Origin of the sequence: Streptomyces sp. NBC_01006 (assembly GCF_045162725.1) — a bacterium.
GTDB lineage: Bacteria > Actinomycetota > Actinomycetes > Streptomycetales > Streptomycetaceae > Streptomyces.
On record NZ_CP108700.1, the window covers coordinates 36754 to 51215 of the forward strand.

Annotated in this window: 12 protein-coding genes and 5 pseudogenes; 4 read left to right on the forward strand and 13 right to left on the reverse strand. The window is 67.9% G+C overall.

Annotated features, from left to right (window positions below):
• The first annotated feature begins 2 nt into the window (after nt 1-2).
• Complete coding sequence (locus tag OG509_RS00185) at nt 3-971, forward strand: GlxA family transcriptional regulator (RefSeq protein ID WP_406179030.1); 969 nt, start codon at nt 3-5, stop codon at nt 969-971.
• Here OG509_RS00185 and OG509_RS00190 read toward each other — a convergent pair.
• From OG509_RS00190 to OG509_RS00220, 7 genes and pseudogenes are all read right to left on the reverse strand, one after another.
• The gene (locus OG509_RS00190) at nt 965-1432 is read right to left on the reverse strand and encodes a transposase (RefSeq protein WP_406179031.1); all 468 of its coding nucleotides are present in this window, start codon (nt 1430-1432) and stop codon (nt 965-967) included. The genes OG509_RS00185 and OG509_RS00190 overlap by 7 nt on opposite strands.
• A gap of 446 nt (nt 1433-1878) precedes the next feature.
• Nucleotides 1879-2040: pseudogene (locus OG509_RS00195) on the reverse strand (hypothetical protein); the annotation flags it as partial.
• Nucleotides 1986-2153, reverse strand: a complete 168-nt coding sequence (locus OG509_RS00200) for a hypothetical protein (RefSeq protein WP_406187848.1) — start codon at nt 2151-2153, stop codon at nt 1986-1988. The pseudogene OG509_RS00195 and the gene OG509_RS00200, both read right to left, overlap by 55 nt.
• Nucleotides 2154-2176: 23 nt before the next feature.
• Nucleotides 2177-2314 (reverse strand): DUF6233 domain-containing protein, encoded by a 138-nt coding sequence (locus tag OG509_RS00205; RefSeq protein WP_406179033.1) that lies wholly within the window; start codon nt 2312-2314, stop codon nt 2177-2179.
• A 175-nt stretch (nt 2315-2489) separates the two neighbouring features.
• Nucleotides 2490-2669, reverse strand: a complete 180-nt coding sequence (locus tag OG509_RS00210) for a hypothetical protein (RefSeq protein ID WP_406179035.1) — start codon at nt 2667-2669, stop codon at nt 2490-2492.
• A 275-nt stretch (nt 2670-2944) separates the two neighbouring features.
• The gene (locus OG509_RS00215; protein WP_406179036.1) at nt 2945-3835 is read right to left on the reverse strand and encodes a thermonuclease family protein; all 891 of its coding nucleotides are present in this window, start codon (nt 3833-3835) and stop codon (nt 2945-2947) included.
• A gap of 900 nt (nt 3836-4735) precedes the next feature.
• Complete coding sequence (locus OG509_RS00220) at nt 4736-5419, reverse strand: hypothetical protein (protein ID WP_406179037.1); 684 nt, start codon at nt 5417-5419, stop codon at nt 4736-4738.
• A gap of 332 nt (nt 5420-5751) precedes the next feature.
• Here OG509_RS00220 and OG509_RS00225 point away from each other — a divergent pair, with 332 nt between their 5' ends.
• Together OG509_RS00225 and OG509_RS00230 are read left to right on the forward strand one after the other, a co-directional pair.
• On the forward strand, nt 5752-6507 hold the full coding sequence (locus OG509_RS00225) for a hypothetical protein (protein WP_406179038.1): 756 nt from the start codon (nt 5752-5754) through the stop codon (nt 6505-6507).
• Nucleotides 6504-8249 carry a hypothetical protein gene (locus tag OG509_RS00230; RefSeq protein WP_406179040.1) on the forward strand — a complete coding sequence of 582 codons (1746 nt, stop codon included), beginning with the start codon at nt 6504-6506 and terminating at the stop codon, nt 8247-8249. Before OG509_RS00225 ends, OG509_RS00230 begins: the two co-directional genes overlap by 4 nt.
• A 311-nt stretch (nt 8250-8560) precedes the next feature.
• Here the strand turns inward: OG509_RS00230 and OG509_RS00235 are convergent.
• The 4 genes and pseudogenes from OG509_RS00235 to OG509_RS00250 all read right to left on the reverse strand — a co-directional run.
• Nucleotides 8561-9361 (reverse strand): annotated as a pseudogene (locus tag OG509_RS00235) (IS5 family transposase); the annotation flags it as partial.
• Nucleotides 9362-9419: 58 nt separating this feature from the next.
• A complete protein-coding gene (locus OG509_RS00240; RefSeq protein ID WP_053677983.1) occupies nt 9420-9848 on the reverse strand; it encodes a hypothetical protein in 429 nt (142 codons plus the stop codon).
• 4 nt (nt 9849-9852) lie between these two features.
• A pseudogene (locus tag OG509_RS00245) lies at nt 9853-10375 on the reverse strand (DUF6192 family protein).
• Between the two features lie 127 nt (nt 10376-10502).
• Nucleotides 10503-10961 (reverse strand): annotated as a pseudogene (locus tag OG509_RS00250) (DUF6192 family protein); the annotation flags it as partial.
• Between the two features lie 671 nt (nt 10962-11632).
• Between OG509_RS00250 and OG509_RS00255 the strand changes: the two are divergent.
• Nucleotides 11633-12517: pseudogene (locus tag OG509_RS00255) on the forward strand (transposase); the annotation flags it as partial.
• Here OG509_RS00255 and OG509_RS00260 read toward each other — a convergent pair.
• Both OG509_RS00260 and OG509_RS00265 read right to left on the reverse strand, forming a co-directional pair.
• A complete protein-coding gene (locus OG509_RS00260; protein WP_406179042.1) occupies nt 12477-13406 on the reverse strand; it encodes a Gfo/Idh/MocA family protein in 930 nt (309 codons plus the stop codon). The pseudogene OG509_RS00255 and the gene OG509_RS00260 overlap by 41 nt on opposite strands.
• Nucleotides 13403-14455 carry an endo-1,4-beta-xylanase gene (locus OG509_RS00265; RefSeq protein ID WP_406179044.1) on the reverse strand — a complete coding sequence of 351 codons (1053 nt, stop codon included), beginning with the start codon at nt 14453-14455 and terminating at the stop codon, nt 13403-13405. The genes OG509_RS00260 and OG509_RS00265 overlap by 4 nt, the downstream gene beginning before the upstream one ends.
• Nucleotides 14456-14462: the final 7 nt, after the last annotated feature.

Consider the following 14462-nt stretch of genomic DNA (forward strand, 5'->3'; position numbering starts at 1 on the left):
ACGTGTCAGTCATCGCTGTCCTCGCGCTCGACGAGGTACCAGGCCCTCACCTCACGACCCCCGGACTCGTGTTCGGGGCGGCGTCCCGTGGCCATCCGGGGGTGGCGTACGAGGTGCGACTCTGCGCCGCCGCCGGTCCCCGGGTCGTCTCCTCTCCCGATCCCGTACGTATCATCCCGCCCTGGGGCCTCGATGGCCTCGCGGGCGCGGATGTCGTACTGATCACCGGACCCCCCGGCCACCGCGGCGACGTGCCGAAAGCCGTTCACACCGCATTGCGCGCGGCGGTCGGCCGGGGAATCCGTGTCGCAGGTGTCGGCACAGGTGTGCTCGCCCTCGCGGCGACCGGCCTGCTGGACGGACGCCGCGCCACAACCGGCTGGCGGCACACCGCGGAACTTGCGCACCATGCGGGGATCACAGTTGACCCGCTCGGCGCCGTGGTCGAGGACGGCCCTTTCCTCACAGCCGCGGGGATCTTCGGCGGACTGGACATCTGTCTGCACATTCTCCGCAGTGACCACGGTGCCCGCGTGGCGGGAGAGACCGCCCGGGAGCTGATCACACCACTGCAGCTCGATGCGGACAGGGTTCAGGACACCATCGAACAGCAGATCATGGACAACGCCGGCCTCGAACCGACGCTGCGGTGGCTGGAGACCCAGCTCGACCAAGACGTGACCCTCACGGACATCGCCGGGCACGCACGCACCAGCACGAGCAGCCTGACCCGTCGCTTCCGCATCCATACCGGTCACACCCCCCTCCAGTACTTGCTTCATGCCCGCATCAAAGAGGCCCAGCGGCTGCTCAGGGAAACCGAGACGCCCGTCGAACAAATCGCCGCCCGCACCGGCTTCTCCTCACCAGTCGCCCTGCGCCGCCACTTCCGCGCCCTGACCGCAACGACGCCCCGCGCCTATCGCCAGACCCATCGCGCCAAGCTCAACCGGGGCAAACCGGATTACTGAGGTTGTGGGCGTGGTGTCGTGAGTGTGAGGCCGGTCGCGGTGAGGCATCCGTTGATGATGTCGCTGCGGTACTGGATCTGGCGGAGGCCATGTCGTAGTCGGCTGATGAGGTGGTCGGGGTCGGTGAAGGCGGTATTGGCCTGGCTGGTCCGGCGGAGTACCGACCAGATGCTTTCCACCGGGTTGAGGTGGGGTGCATAGGGCGGCAGGTGGTAGGCGGTGATCCAGTCCTGTGCGTCGATGAAGGCCCGCGTACGGCGGTCCTTGTGGACGTTTAAGTTGTCCCAGATGAGGACGATCGGCCCGTCCAGCTGCTGGTGGGCTGCGACGAGGAGGTCGCGGTACTCGGTCCAGGCGAAGCTCTTGCGGCCGCGCCGAGGGCGGCAGGCACCACGGCGGCCATGGGGCGGACTGTTCGCCCTCCGATCAGCGGTATCCAGTGGGGCACGACCTCGCCCCACGGCCGTACCAGACCGATCGTGAGGAAGGCTGCGAGCTCGCAGAGCACGCTGAGTGACAGCATCCATACCTTCGCGCCGACTGTCTGGAAGCTCTCAAAGCCAACGTCGCTGTACCCAGCGGGGTATCCGAGCACCAGGGCAATGCGCCACAGTCCGCTCGGCAGGACCACCCATGTCGTCAGATGCGCAGCCCATACAGCCCAACGGGGCGGCGCCGCTGCGGAGATGACCGTCGAGTCGGTCGTTTGAATGCTCATGCCACACATGGTCACGCGCAGCCAGACAGGCTTCATCAGCCTGCGCGACCAACTCAGACGGCCCTGTGGAACGAGAGCGGGACGGTGGTCTCCCCCGCGCGGGGGAGACCACGTCATCCTCCGAGGCGTCTTCCAGTCGTGGACCGCGCCCATGGTGTGGCCGATCTCGTGGGCCATGCCCATGACAGGGAGCTTGCCGACGGCGATCACGTTGTACGCCTGTCCGGCTGTCTGGGCTGAGAGATCGACGCGGCGCGCCATGCCACCGGCCCCCGTGTACTTCGGGGCGACGAGTGTCACCAAGTCCGCCTTGTATTTGTTGCGCAGAGCTGGAACGCCTGCCCCTGGCACAGGAACTCGAAGATGCCGCCCACGCTCGTCGCACGGCCGAGGGCTTCGCCGGCGACGCGGCGACCGCCCTGGTCCTCGGGCGGATAGACGATCACGCGCAGGTCGGGTCTCATCCCTTCACCCTGGCTCCATAGGCTCATTCCAGCACTCCGCGGGCGATGTCGGGGCGGCAGAGGGGGCACGCGGGGACGCCCTCGGCGAGTGCACGGCGGGCGTGGTCGGTAGTGGCGGGTTTGCAGCGGGTGCGGGTGTCCCAGCAGCCTCCGGCGCGCACGCGGGCGGCGGGCCGGCCGATGCCGATGACGTGTGCTCGATGAGCCGCTCCGGGGGCTGCGGCGGGGGACGGCGTTCGGCCTCGGACCCGATCTGCCGTTGCCGACGCGGACCTTCCAGTCCGCAGGGTTCATGCCGGTGGCCCGTACGCGCACCAGGACCTCGCCGAGGCCCGGTCAGGGAAGGGGTATCTCGGCGAGTTCCAGCACGTCGGAGCCGCCGATGGCCTGCTGTGTGATCACCCGTGTCATCGTCATGCAGAGCATTCTGTGCTTGATGATCATGAGAGAAAAGCGTTTCGCCCCCGGCCTGATACGAAAGACACCGCCCAGCGCGACGATGTCTTCGCGCAGCACTGGGGTATGGCTGGCCAACCAGCGCCAGCGGCGCGACCAGCTCGACCGGGCGCAGCTCGAAGCCCTCGCCGGACTCGGGATGGACTGGGCCAGCTCGTAATTTCCTGCCCGTCCCCGGCCGCCGAAGTGGTCGTCCGCCGTGGACGGAGCGGAGTCCGGATGCTGTGTACGGTCCCGGCTTCGGGCAAGCCCCGGGCCCGGCGCCCGCCTCTCGGACGGCGTGACGCTATACCACTTCCGAGGGCGCGACCAGGTCATGTTCGGTCGGCTCCCGCTCACTTCTCGTCGAAGGTGATTTCCTCGGCCTGGCGGGTCATCTTCACGGTCTGGCCGTTGGTGATCTCGACAATGTTGTGCAGGCCGGTGAACTGCTTCGGATTACCCTGGATGTAGAACTTGTCCGAGTTTCCGGCGAGGAAAGCAGGGAAGCAGGCCAGGGAGGGATCCGCCGGGTTGAGGTCCAGGTAGTCCTTCAGCCGACGGAACAGCTTCGGGAGGATCACTGCCCCGGATTCGGCCGTGAGCGAGTCCATCCCGGTGACCTTCGCCCCCTCGGTGGTCGCATCCTTGGCCCATACGCCCTTCCTCGCGTTCCTAGCCTCCCTGGCGGCGACGGTCAGGGAGGCGCGCAGGTGGTCGGGGAAGGCGGCGTAGTAGGTCGGGTAGGCCAGGCCGAGGTCGATCATGTGGTAGTTCGCGGTCTTCTTCAACAGGTCCTCGTCGACTTCGGTTTCGTAGCCGTTGAAGACCGGGGGGAATGTCTTGCTGACCAGGGCCACGCACCGGCCGAAGATGTCCGCGCCGCGGGTGAGGATGAAGCCGGGCGCGGCGTCCGGGGCCGTGCTCTTGACGAATTCGCCGTCGCGGACAACGTTGGTGAAGCCGAGCGAGGCCAGTAGCTCGTCACGTGCCTGATGCGCCAGGTTCAGCGGCTGGTGCTGCACGCCTGAGGGGGAATCCTTGTCCCCGTAGTGGGTCTCCAGCGCGTCGATGGCTTCCAGCCGGATCGGGGCGCGGCCGTCGCCCTTCGGCAAGACCCTGTTAACCCCGGGCACGAGCTTCCAGTCAGCCACGTTGTCCGGAAGGAAGAGGATAGTGTCACCATCCGGTGCGGAGAACGCCGCCCGGAAGGTTCCTTTGATCAGCAGCATGGACGTGGCGGACATGGCACTCCCACAGACATCGGGACAGGGTCGGCACGCGCCTCACCACTGTACGTCACATTTCCTTGCATATAGTGCATATCCGGCGAATCTACGGACACGCCCGGGCAGGGTGCGACCACCCTTCGAGGCCCCGCGCGGCGCCGTCAGTCCAGGCCCGGGGGCGAGGTGAGTGTCCTGCATCCCGAAGAGGTGGACACCTGCCCGTGGGCGGAGGACGACACGCTGCCCGCGCCACTGACCGACCTCATGGACTCCTGGGACGACGCCCAGGCGGCGGAAGACGGCCCCGGCGCCCCCAGCTACCCGGGCGACCTTGCGGTCCCGCCCGGATGGCGGGTCGGCTGCTTTCCCAGTTGGGCGTCGACGGGCCCGATGGCCGTAGGCTGCGCGTCCTGCGCAACCCCGATGCGGTCGGAATCCGGCAACAACCGATTCTGCACTGCCTCGTTCCACGGCCATCGTACGGATACGTAGGAGCGGGAGACCGATCCGACTGTGGCTGAGGTGAGAGCTGCGATCGCTTCTCGTGCGGCGCGTTCGCTTCTGTGGCGCCTAGGGAGTATGGGTTGAAGTACCAGCCCGAGAGCTGGCGCGTCCGTTCCAGACTGGGGTCTGGCAATCGAAGGGCTCTGTCTCACATCCGGTGGTAACGGTGCGTCACGATCCGCTGTGCCCGTTCTCGCAGCTCAAGGAGAAGACGGCGGGCTGCACCGTGAAGACGGATGTCTGACCGGTCAGCGCGAGGACCCACTCCGACCTCCATGAACTACCGTCAGCGATCACCGTTGCTGCGCGTTACCACCGGATGTGAGACAGAGCCGTTCGATTGACACACCCCCACCTTGCCGGTTCCCGTGCAAGGTTCAGCGGAGCGCCCGCCCGGGCCCGGTCACCGGTTCGTCAGGCGTCCACGTAGTTGGTCAGGATGCAGCCCTCGACGATGGCCGGCTGGGTGGTGGACTGCGGCGGAGCCGCGTAGTGGGGCGCGCAGTTCAAGCCGAGCGCTCCGAGGGACAGCATGTCTCTCTCGTCGCTGTCGGTGGCGAAGATCCGGGCGGCGAAGTTCTGGCCGATGAACCAGCGGGTCCGCGTGTGGCCCTCGCCCGCGGCGAGATCGGCTGCCTGGCGGGCCTTGAAGGCGGCCTCGAAGCGGGCCATGTCGCTGATGACCAGCAGCTCGTGGCCGTTGACGCAGGCGTCTCTCCCGTCGCAGGTGACCCGTTCCTTGATGCCCCACGTGGCGTTCGTCCTCGCTATGTCGACCGCGGCGCCCTCGGACGAGTCGTCGATGTCGCTGAAGGTCGTGTCCTTCGGCTTCGTGGAGGCGGATGTGCAGGTCGTGGCGTTGCTGATCAGCCGTACCAGCTCGTCCGTACCGGCCACCTTGGCGAGCCGGGCTTCTACCCGGCCGCCCGCGCCCGCGGTGCCGTCACCGTCCGAACCGCCTCCTGCCCGCCCCCCGTTCTTCCCGGCCGGCACCTGGCCACTCTGGCTCCCGGACGGTCCTGCGCCATCGTCACAGGAAGCGGTACCCATGAGGGCCAGGAGGGCGACGGCGTCCGCGACGGCCTGCTTGGTACGCACAAACGGACCCTTACCTGAGTACCTGTTCCTGATGAAGCCATGACAGTGACATGCCGCTTCGGCTCTGCGCCGTCTGGTGATCGCGGTGCCTCTTGGCCCGCCGATGATGTGCCGAACAGGTCGGGTGCATTGAGGGGACGGGAGTGCCTGGCGACCCTGTCTCCGTACGGCTCGCCCTGAACCGGCGTAATGCGCGTGATGCCGCCACGATTCTCCTCAGCATGGGGGGATCGGGCGGAACCCTTGTCGCTCGCGCCTGCGGTCGTGTTCGGTCAGTTTCCGGCCGGACAAGCGGGTCAGGACGTTGCCGATGTGCAGGAGGGAGCGGTCCTGTGGTTGAGCGCCGCGGCTGGGAGCAGATGGGTGCGGCGAGTGGGCTGCTCGCGACGCTCATGTTCGTGCTCGCGTTCATCGTGTTCATGACGACTGACCCGACCGGGGGTACGCCGTACCCGTCGATCGAGAACGCGCAGACGGTGAACGACTTCTTCTCCGAGAACGTGAATCCGGTCAGGCTACAGGTGCTGTTCACCACCCTGGGGATCGCGCTGTTCCTGTGGTTCCTCGGGCCTCTGTGGAGGGTCCTTAGGGAGGCCGAGGGCGGGCCGGCGCGGGGTACGACGGTCGCGCTGGTCGGCGCGGGCGTCGCTGCGTCGCTGATGCTGGTGAGCTTGGCGCTGACGTACGCGGTCCTGCTCACGACGAGCCCTGCGCAGGCAGCCGCGGTGCCGGCGTTCTTCACCGGTTCGGCTGTGCTGTTCGCGCTTGGCGGCGGTGTGCTGTCGCTGTTCTTCTTCGCCGTGGGCAAGGTCATCCTGCACACCGGGGTGATGGGCCGCTGGCTGGGATGGCTGGCCCTGGTTGCCGCGGTGCTCTCGGTGCTCGCGTTCATCAGTCCCTTCTGGGTGGGCGGCATCCTCAACCCCGCCACCGGCGCGCTCGGCCTGTGGGCCTGGTGGACCGCGTTCGTGGTCTGGGTACTGCTCGCGAGCTCGGTCCTGACCCTCCGGGAGTACCGAGAGGTCAAGGCGGACCGCCAAGCGGAGCCGGCCCCATCGGTGTCGGCGACCAAGGAGGCAGGCAAGTGAAGAAGTTCTGGCACCGCGCCTGGCGTGTCCTGAAGCCGATCCTCGAAGTGGCCGCGGCCCTCGTCGTGCTCGCCGTGCTCATCATCCTGCCTCTGCTGAAGGGCGCCACACCGCAGGTCAAGAACAGTCTCAGCGGGTTCGCCGAGAGCCCGCTTGCGAACACCGGGCCGCTTGTCGGGGATCTGAACGCGATCCCCAAAGAGGTCGCGTGCATGAAGAGCTACGCGGCCGACCCGGCCAACAACATGGTGAACTACCCGCCGGTGATCGGGGCCCCCGAGCACACCGATTCGATCCACAGCGGCGTCTACCCGTGCGCCACGTGGACCGGCGACTCCAGCGGGCCCAACCAGGTCCTCAGGTACAAGTCCGAGACCAACTACCCCGGCGGCATCGTCTTCGTCACCTTCGGCGGACCCGACGACGCCTACCTGATCGCTGGGACCAGCGGGCTGGAGGTCTACTCGCCCGGACCGTACGTGTCGAAGTTCAACCCCTCGACCGGCCGGGAGATCTGGCGTCAGCCGCTGCTGAACATCAACGTCGACGGCCAGTGGAACCCTGCCCCGAGCATGGCCGTGGGCAAGGAGGGCGTCTACGCGGCGTTCGGCCCTCACGTCTACCGGCTCGACCCCGTGTCCGGGGCGATCCTCGCTCACGAGGAAGTGCCGATGCTCGACGGGCCGCAGACCGACGCCAACTTCGACGGGTTCCACATCGTGCCCGACGCGCAGGGCCACATCCTGATCAAGACCCAGAACCGCGTACCCGGATGCCGCACCTACGGCAACTTCGCGCTGGGCGCGTGCCCCGGGGCCCCCGACGCCAACCCGAAGACCACCATCGCGGTGATGGACCCGGTCACGCTCGCGGTCGTCGACGAGATCAAGCTGAGCCAGGCCATCGTCGCCCGGACAATCGTGACGACGTACCAGGGCAAGATCTACGCCTACCTCTCCGGGACCAAGACCCTCACGCGCGTCCGGTGGGACCCGGAAGCAAAGAAGCTCACCGAGGACACCGCCTGGGCACCCGCGTACCTGCTGAAGGGCCAGGGCCCAGGCGCTGCCCCCGCGGCGGTCGGCAAATGGATCATCGCCAACGCCAACGCCAACCCGTCGAAGACGGTTCCCATCTGCGCCTTTGCAGTCAGCCAGGACGACCCGAACGTCTCCAGCCGACTCTGTCCGTGGGGCGAGAAGCTGCCGGTCCGCGGCGCGAGCACGAGCAACACCCTGGCCTCCTTCTCCACCGACCCCGAGAACAGCCTGATCTTCATGCAGGACTGGCTCGTCCCGGGCATCTTCGCGGTCCACATCGACCAGGCGACCGGTCAGATGAAGGTCAAGTGGCAGCGTGACGACATCACCATGGGCGACTACTTCGTCGCGATCGGGCCGGCCGACCAGCGGGTGCTCCTCACCCAGAACGTCCTCGACAACACGCCCGCGAAGGCATACGCCGAGGACTCCAACTACCAGGAAACCCTGATGTGGCTGGACGAGAAGACCGGTAAGACCCTCGCCCAGGGCGACACCACCCCCGCGACGACCTCGGGAAGCCTGATCAACATCGGCTACGGCGGCCGCGTGTACATGATGGGAACCCAAGGCTCCCTCTTCATCTACCAGGTCGCCTCCTGCAAGGGCGGCGCGTACATCCCGAAGTCCATCGGCGGCTCCACCTGCCCGAGCACCCCGTCGCCGTCGCCGTCGTCCCCGGCCCCGACCTCGAGCGGATAGAGGACCTGGTATTCCTCCGGCGCTCGGCTTCACCCACCGCAACCGCGAAGGCGAGCGCCTCGTCATATCGGCCTGCGGCCGCCATGACGCGCACCGTTCCCCCAAAGGCTTTGCGTGGCAGGAGGATCGGGACGGTGGTCCGGTTCGTTCTTGATCCGTTTCGGTGGTGTGCGGATGAGATGATGACGGGCCGTACTGCTCCGTGCGAGGGTGTGTGATTGGCAAGGCGCGGTTGGCGTTCGCGGCGGTGACCGGGGTCAGTCCCGGTGGGCCTCGCGGGAGGCGGGCTGGCCGGTCCGGCGGGAGGCGCGGCGGGTGATTCGCCTGGTCATCAGAGTGATCGCGGCCCAGGTGATGAGCGACTCGGAGTGCTGGATCAGCCGTTCGTAGTCGCGGGCGTGCCGGCGGGCGTGCATGACCCAGGCGATCGACCGTTCGACCACCCAGCAGCGGGGCAGGACGACGAACCCCTTCGCGTCCTTGGGACGGCTCACCGTCTTGACCGTGAGGTTCAGGTACTTCTTCGCCCAGGCCACGAGCTGTCCGGCGTAGGCCGAATCGGCCCAGACGATCGTGATCTCCGGGTGCATCAGCCGCAGCCGGAACAGCACTTCCTTGGCCGCGTCGCGGTCGGTGACGTCGGCCGGGGTGACCATCACGAACAGCGGCAGGCCCTTGGTGTCCACGACCAGGTGCCGCTTCCTGCCGTTGATCTTCTTCGCCGCATCGTAGCCGCGCGAGTCCTTGCCCACGGTCTCGGCGGCTTTCACGGACTGCGAGTCGATGATCGTGGCGACCGCCCCGGGCGATCGGCCCATGTCCCGGCGGACGCGCTTGCGGAGCTGGTCACGGATCTGTCCGATCACCCCGGCTGCCGCCCAGCGGGCCATGAAGTTGTAAGCCGTCCGCCAGGGCGGGAAGTCCTTCGGCAGGGCCCGCCACTTGCAGCCGGTGTGGACGACGTACCGAATCGCGTCCACGATCTCGCGCCGCGGGTGCCTCTCCGGCCGCCCGCCTTGCACGGTCTCGCAGGCCGCGATCGGTAGAAGCGGTTCGATCAGGGCCCACTCGTCGTCGTAGGTGTCCGAGGGGTAGCAGCGGCGCCGGGCCAACGTCTCCTCCCTTCGTGGGGGTGGGGGCCGGCCCGCGAAGCGGTCGGCCCCCACCGGGTCACGCGTCGATGTAGTCGGCGATCACATCGAGCGTGGACTCGACGGAGTTAAGCTGGGTGTTCAGGTGCCGGATCCACCGGCCCTTGGGCTGCAGGGCTGCGTGCGGGGCGACGACGCCGGTGATGAACCGGCGGATTTCGGTGAGCTTCTCGCGGATGACCGCGACCTCGTAGGCCTGGAGCTCTGTGGGGTCGGAGCAGAACTTGTAGCCGTCCGCTCTCGTCCAGATCAGGGGCGGCCAGCCCTGTTCGGCGATGGTGTCCCGCAGACAGGCCAGGCCCGAGCGGGCCTGGTGGGCGGAGAGCTCGCTCGACCTGACCAACTGGTTGAAGGCCAGGCCGGCCGGTCGTGCCTCGAAGAGGATGAAGCGGACGGTGTCGGCGTGCCTGTGGGCCGCCGGGGAACGGCGCTGCGAAGCGCGCGGCATCGCACTACTCGCCTTGCAGCAGGCGGGCCAGCTCGCCGTCGACGTCGACCTTGCCGGTGTCAACGGCCGTTTCGATCCAGTCGAGCGTCGCCCGTACTCGGGCGACGTTCTCGTGAATGATCACCTTTTCGTCGTCGCTGAGCTGCCGGTCCCGCATCCCCGGAACTACCCGCCGCGACGAACGCGTGGCAGGCGGTGATCAGGTCCAGGAACTCGACCGAGCGGTCGATCCGCTTCACCGCCGGCGCGACCGGACTCGTGCGCTCGAAGTCCTCGCGGGCCTGCCGGCCCCGCTCGACCTGAGCGTGATTGACCTGGTGACGGGCGGTGTCGTCCGACATCGCCCTGAAGGCGACGTCCGGCCGGCGCAGCAGGCCCGTGGTCACCGTCGCGGCAACGGTCTCGTCGCGGGTCAGTTCCTCGACCGCCCGGACCCGGTCTTCCTGGCGGACCTGGGCGACGACCGTGGGCCGCTTGAGCAGATCGCCAGTGACGACCGCGGCGATCTGCTCGTCTTCGACCAGCACGTGGGCCGCGCTGTCCGATCCTCCTGGCGGACCTGGGCGACCACGGACGGACGTCGCAGCAGGTCACCCGGACGACCGCGGCGACTGCCTCGTCCCTCGCCAGGGTGTGGATCGCGCTGACCTTCTCCTGCGGGGTGATCGGCCTCTCGACCTGACGGCCGACCCTCCGCGACGCGTCGTCGGGAGTCCACCGGGCCTTCCCTCCCGGTGGACTGAGGATCGCGGTGAACCGCTCCTCCTCGTTCGAAATGCCCGCCAGGATTCGGTGGACCGTGAAGGACACACGAGCCTGCCGGTGCTGCTTGGGCCACCGCGAAGCGACCCAACGGGCCCCGTTCACCGCCGAGTAGGACAAGCCGATGTCCTCGGACAGGCGGAACAGCGAGTCCTTGACCGTGAACAACTCCTCGCCCCGGTCCTGCGGGCCCTGCTCTCGCATGGGCTCGATCTCCAAGGCGTAGTCCCCGATCGCGAACTGACCCAGGGTCTGGGCCTCCACAATCTTGCGCAGCTCCGCGACGATCTGCTCGTAACGGTGGGCGCTGACGCTGCCGACCTTGTCGGCACTCTCGATCTTCTCGGGCATGGTTCTCACCACCCTGAACGGGCCGGGGCACGGCCCCTCGGCCGTGACAAGACGCGGCCCGCTGTCGTGACCGAGAGTCGAACCCACCTGCCGAAGATCACAACGAATGACTGGAAAAAGCCGGAATCTGACCGAAGGTCCAATTCGGATGTGTTCGCGAAGTGGTCACTGTGACCGTTCTCCGAACGATTCGTTCCGCGCCCGCCAGGCCCTCATGACACACCGTCGCGAGCAGAAAACAGCGTCCGAACGCCGATCTACCCCGGCCACCCAGGCCGTCCCGCACTCGGGGCACTCGACCCGCCCCGTCCCGTTCAACTCCGCCATCACGCGCCGCCGCAACCGACGATCCCGCCGCCATGACCTGGCACGACATGCCGCCGAGCAGAACACGGCGTCCGGCCGCGCGGCCGGCCTCAACCGGTCACCACAGCCTCCGCACACCCGCATTCCGGGCCGCCCAGAACCCTCGGACACCACCACAGGCTAGAGCTCCGGACACCTCGAAAACCGGGATATGGAACAGGCACTGAGCTTGTCGTTTAACGTCCGACGTCGAACGGCGTCTCGAACTTGACTCGGGATTGTGCAGTTCCCTGGGTACTTGGGCGGCCTTCGCGCGATCGTGTGCCGTATCAATCAGGCATGTGATCAGCACGAAGGCCGTGGACATGAGTCTGCCCCTCCATGTGCCCAAGCGGGACGCGCTTGCGGAGCTGGCACGCTTCCGGGCCAACTTCTACTCCTGTCTGACCTCTCGCGGCGACGAGCTGTTCGAGCTCACGGATGCGGTCCTCTGCGCCGATGGGCCGGTGCGGACTCTGGTCGATCTCGCGCTCGCACCCGAACACCGCCGCGGCCACGGCGCCCTCTATGCCGGACTCAATCGGGGCCGGATCGACTTCGACCGTCTTCGCAGGACACTGGCCGGCCTGCCGCTACCGAGGGCCACGGACGGACGGCTGGTCCTGGCCGCGGATGTCAGCCCGTGGCTGCGGCCGGACGCGAACACCTCACCAGACCGCTCGTTCTGCCACACCTACGGCCGCGGTAAGAACGAGCACCGGATGATCCCGGGCTGGCCGTACTCGATCGTCGCGGCGCTGGAGGTAGGCCGCACCTCCTGGACCGCGCTGCTGGACGCGACCCGACTGGAACCAGGTACCGATGTCGCGGCCGTCACCGCCACCCAGATCCGCGACGTCGTCGAGCGTCTGGTGACAGCTGGGCAGTGGCAGCCAGGTGACCTGGACATCCTCGTCGTTCTGGACGCGGGTTACGACGTCCAACGGCTGTCGTTCCTGCTGGAGGACCTGCCATTGGAACTGCTGGGCAGGCTGAGGTCGGACCGGGTGATGCGTCGCCCGACCCCGCCGAAGGTCTACGACCCCAAGGGCGGCCGGCCGCCCAAGCATGGCCGCGAGTTCGTCTTCGGCCAGCCGGACACCTGGGGCGAGCCGGACGTCCAGACGGTCTCGGTCACCGAACGGTACGGCACAGCGGTGGCCACCGCCTTCAACCGACTACACCCAAGACTGACCCGCCGCGCGGCCTGGCCTCGTAGGCGTCCAGGAAGGCCGCGAGCTGGGCCGTGTGCGAGCTGGGCACGCCGTCCGGCGGCTCCCACTTCACGCCCGGCGACCTCGTGGTGAACGTCCAGTCCGCGTTGGAGTAGCCGTACAGGTGCCGCAGCTCGACCGTGGCGTCGGTGAGATCGAAGCGCAGGTAGCTCTCCTCGCGTGGGGAAAGGACGCTGTTGACGACCGTCGCGATGGCTCCGTTGTCGAACCGGACCAGGGCCGCGGACACGTCCTCGGTCTGGACTTCGCGCGCGAGGCGGCCGGCCATCGCGCGTACCTCCGTCCATTCGCCGAGCACCGCGAGCATCAGGTCCATCTGGTGGATGCCGTGGCTCAGGGTCGGGCCACCGCCCTCGCTCTCCCAGGTGCCGCGCCAGGGCACGTCGTAGTAGGCGTCGTCGCGGTACCACGCCGTGACGCACTGCGCGACGAGCGGACGGCCCAGGGTCCCGGCCGTGATCCGGTCGCGCAGGTACCGGGCCCCCGAGCCGTACCTGTGCTGGAACACCGCGCCCGTGAGGGCGGGCCCTTCGGCGCCACGGATCCGGTCGAGCTCGGCCAGCGACAGGGCCACCGGCTTCTCGCACCACACCCACGCCTGCGACTCCAGGCAGGCCACGGCCTGTTCGGCGTGCAGGAACGGAGGGGTGCACAGGTGCACGAGGTCCGGACTCTGCTCCTCGAGCATCGTGTGCAGGTCGGTGTAGACCGCGGGGATGCCGTGTTCGGCCGCGAACGCCTCGGCGCGCGCGGCGTCCACGTCGACGGCTGCCACGATCCGGGCCCGGTGCGCCTGCGCGCGTAGGGCCGGAACGTGGCAGATGCCCGCGATCCCTCCCGTACCGACGATCGCCGTCCTGATCATCCGCCCAGCACCTCCTTGATCGAGTGGTAGGCGGGCTTGGGCAGCAGGTTCTCGTCGTAGGGCAGCGCCGCGCCCTCGCCGGGGAAGACGGAGGGGATCCACGAGTACTTGTCCGTATAGTCCCAGATGGTGACGCCGACGCACTTCCTGACCGCCAGGCAGGCCTTGACGTAGTCCGCGTACCAGGTGGCCTGGGTGGCGAGCATCGAAGGGGTCGCGGGGAGGGCCATCCGGATGTCGAGCTCGGTGACCGCGACGTCGACCCCGAGGTCGGCGAAGCGCTGCATGTTCTGCTGGACGTCGCCGGGGAAGCCGTACTGGAGCGCCAGGTGGCCCTGGATGCCGAAGCCCTCCACCGGAACCCCGTCGGCCTTCAGCTGCTTGATCAGGGTGTAGTAGGCGTCGCTCTTGGGGCCTATGCCGTCGACGTTGTAGTCGTTGAGGTACAGCTTGGCGTGCCGGTCGGCCTCGTGGGCCCAGCGCAGGGCGTCGGCGATGTAGCCGGGGCCGAGCGTCTTGTAGAAGAGCGATTCGCGGTAGGTGCCGTCATCGTTGAAGGCCTCGTTGACTACGTCCCACTGGATCACCTGGCCCTTGAAGTGCCGGACCTCAGTCTGGATGTGGTTCTTGAGGACGGCGCGCAGCTCGTCGGCGCTCCAGGTACCCTCCGTGAGCCAGGCGGGGAGCTGGTTGTGCCAGATGAGGGTGTGGCCGCGGACCTTCTGGTGGTGGGCCTTGGCGAACGAGACGACCTTGTCGGCGTCGGTGAAGTCGAAGACTCCGCGCCCGGGCTCGGTGGCGTACCACTTCATGGCGTTGCCGGGCGTGGTCTGGCCGAATTCGCTGCCGAGGAGCTTCAGGTAGGCGGCGTCGGTGAACTCGGGGTTGTCGGTGGCGGAGCCGAAGTACTTGTGCTGCTTCGCGGCCAGTTCGCCGAGCGTGCTGGGACGGGGCCCGGCGGCTGCGGGTGCTGCGGCGAGACCGGCCGAGAGGCAGATGGCGGCGGACAGGGCGGTGAGGATCCGGGACGTGGACCTGGGAATGGGCATGACGGAC

Excerpts from the sequence above, each read along its gene's own strand:
- OG509_RS00260 (WP_406179042.1), bottom strand. The coding sequence starts at position 13,406 with ATGATCAGGACGGCGATCGTCGGTACGGGAGGGATCGCGGGCATCTGC.
- OG509_RS00200 (WP_406187848.1), bottom strand. The coding sequence starts at position 2,153 with ATGAGACCCGACCTGCGCGTGATCGTCTATCCGCCCGAGGACCAGGGC.
- OG509_RS00215 (WP_406179036.1), bottom strand. The coding sequence starts at position 3,835 with ATGTCCGCCACGTCCATGCTGCTGATCAAAGGAACCTTCCGGGCGGCG.
- OG509_RS00265 (WP_406179044.1), bottom strand. The coding sequence starts at position 14,455 with ATGCCCATTCCCAGGTCCACGTCCCGGATCCTCACCGCCCTGTCCGCC.
- OG509_RS00240 (WP_053677983.1), bottom strand. The coding sequence starts at position 9,848 with ATGCCGCGCGCTTCGCAGCGCCGTTCCCCGGCGGCCCACAGGCACGCC.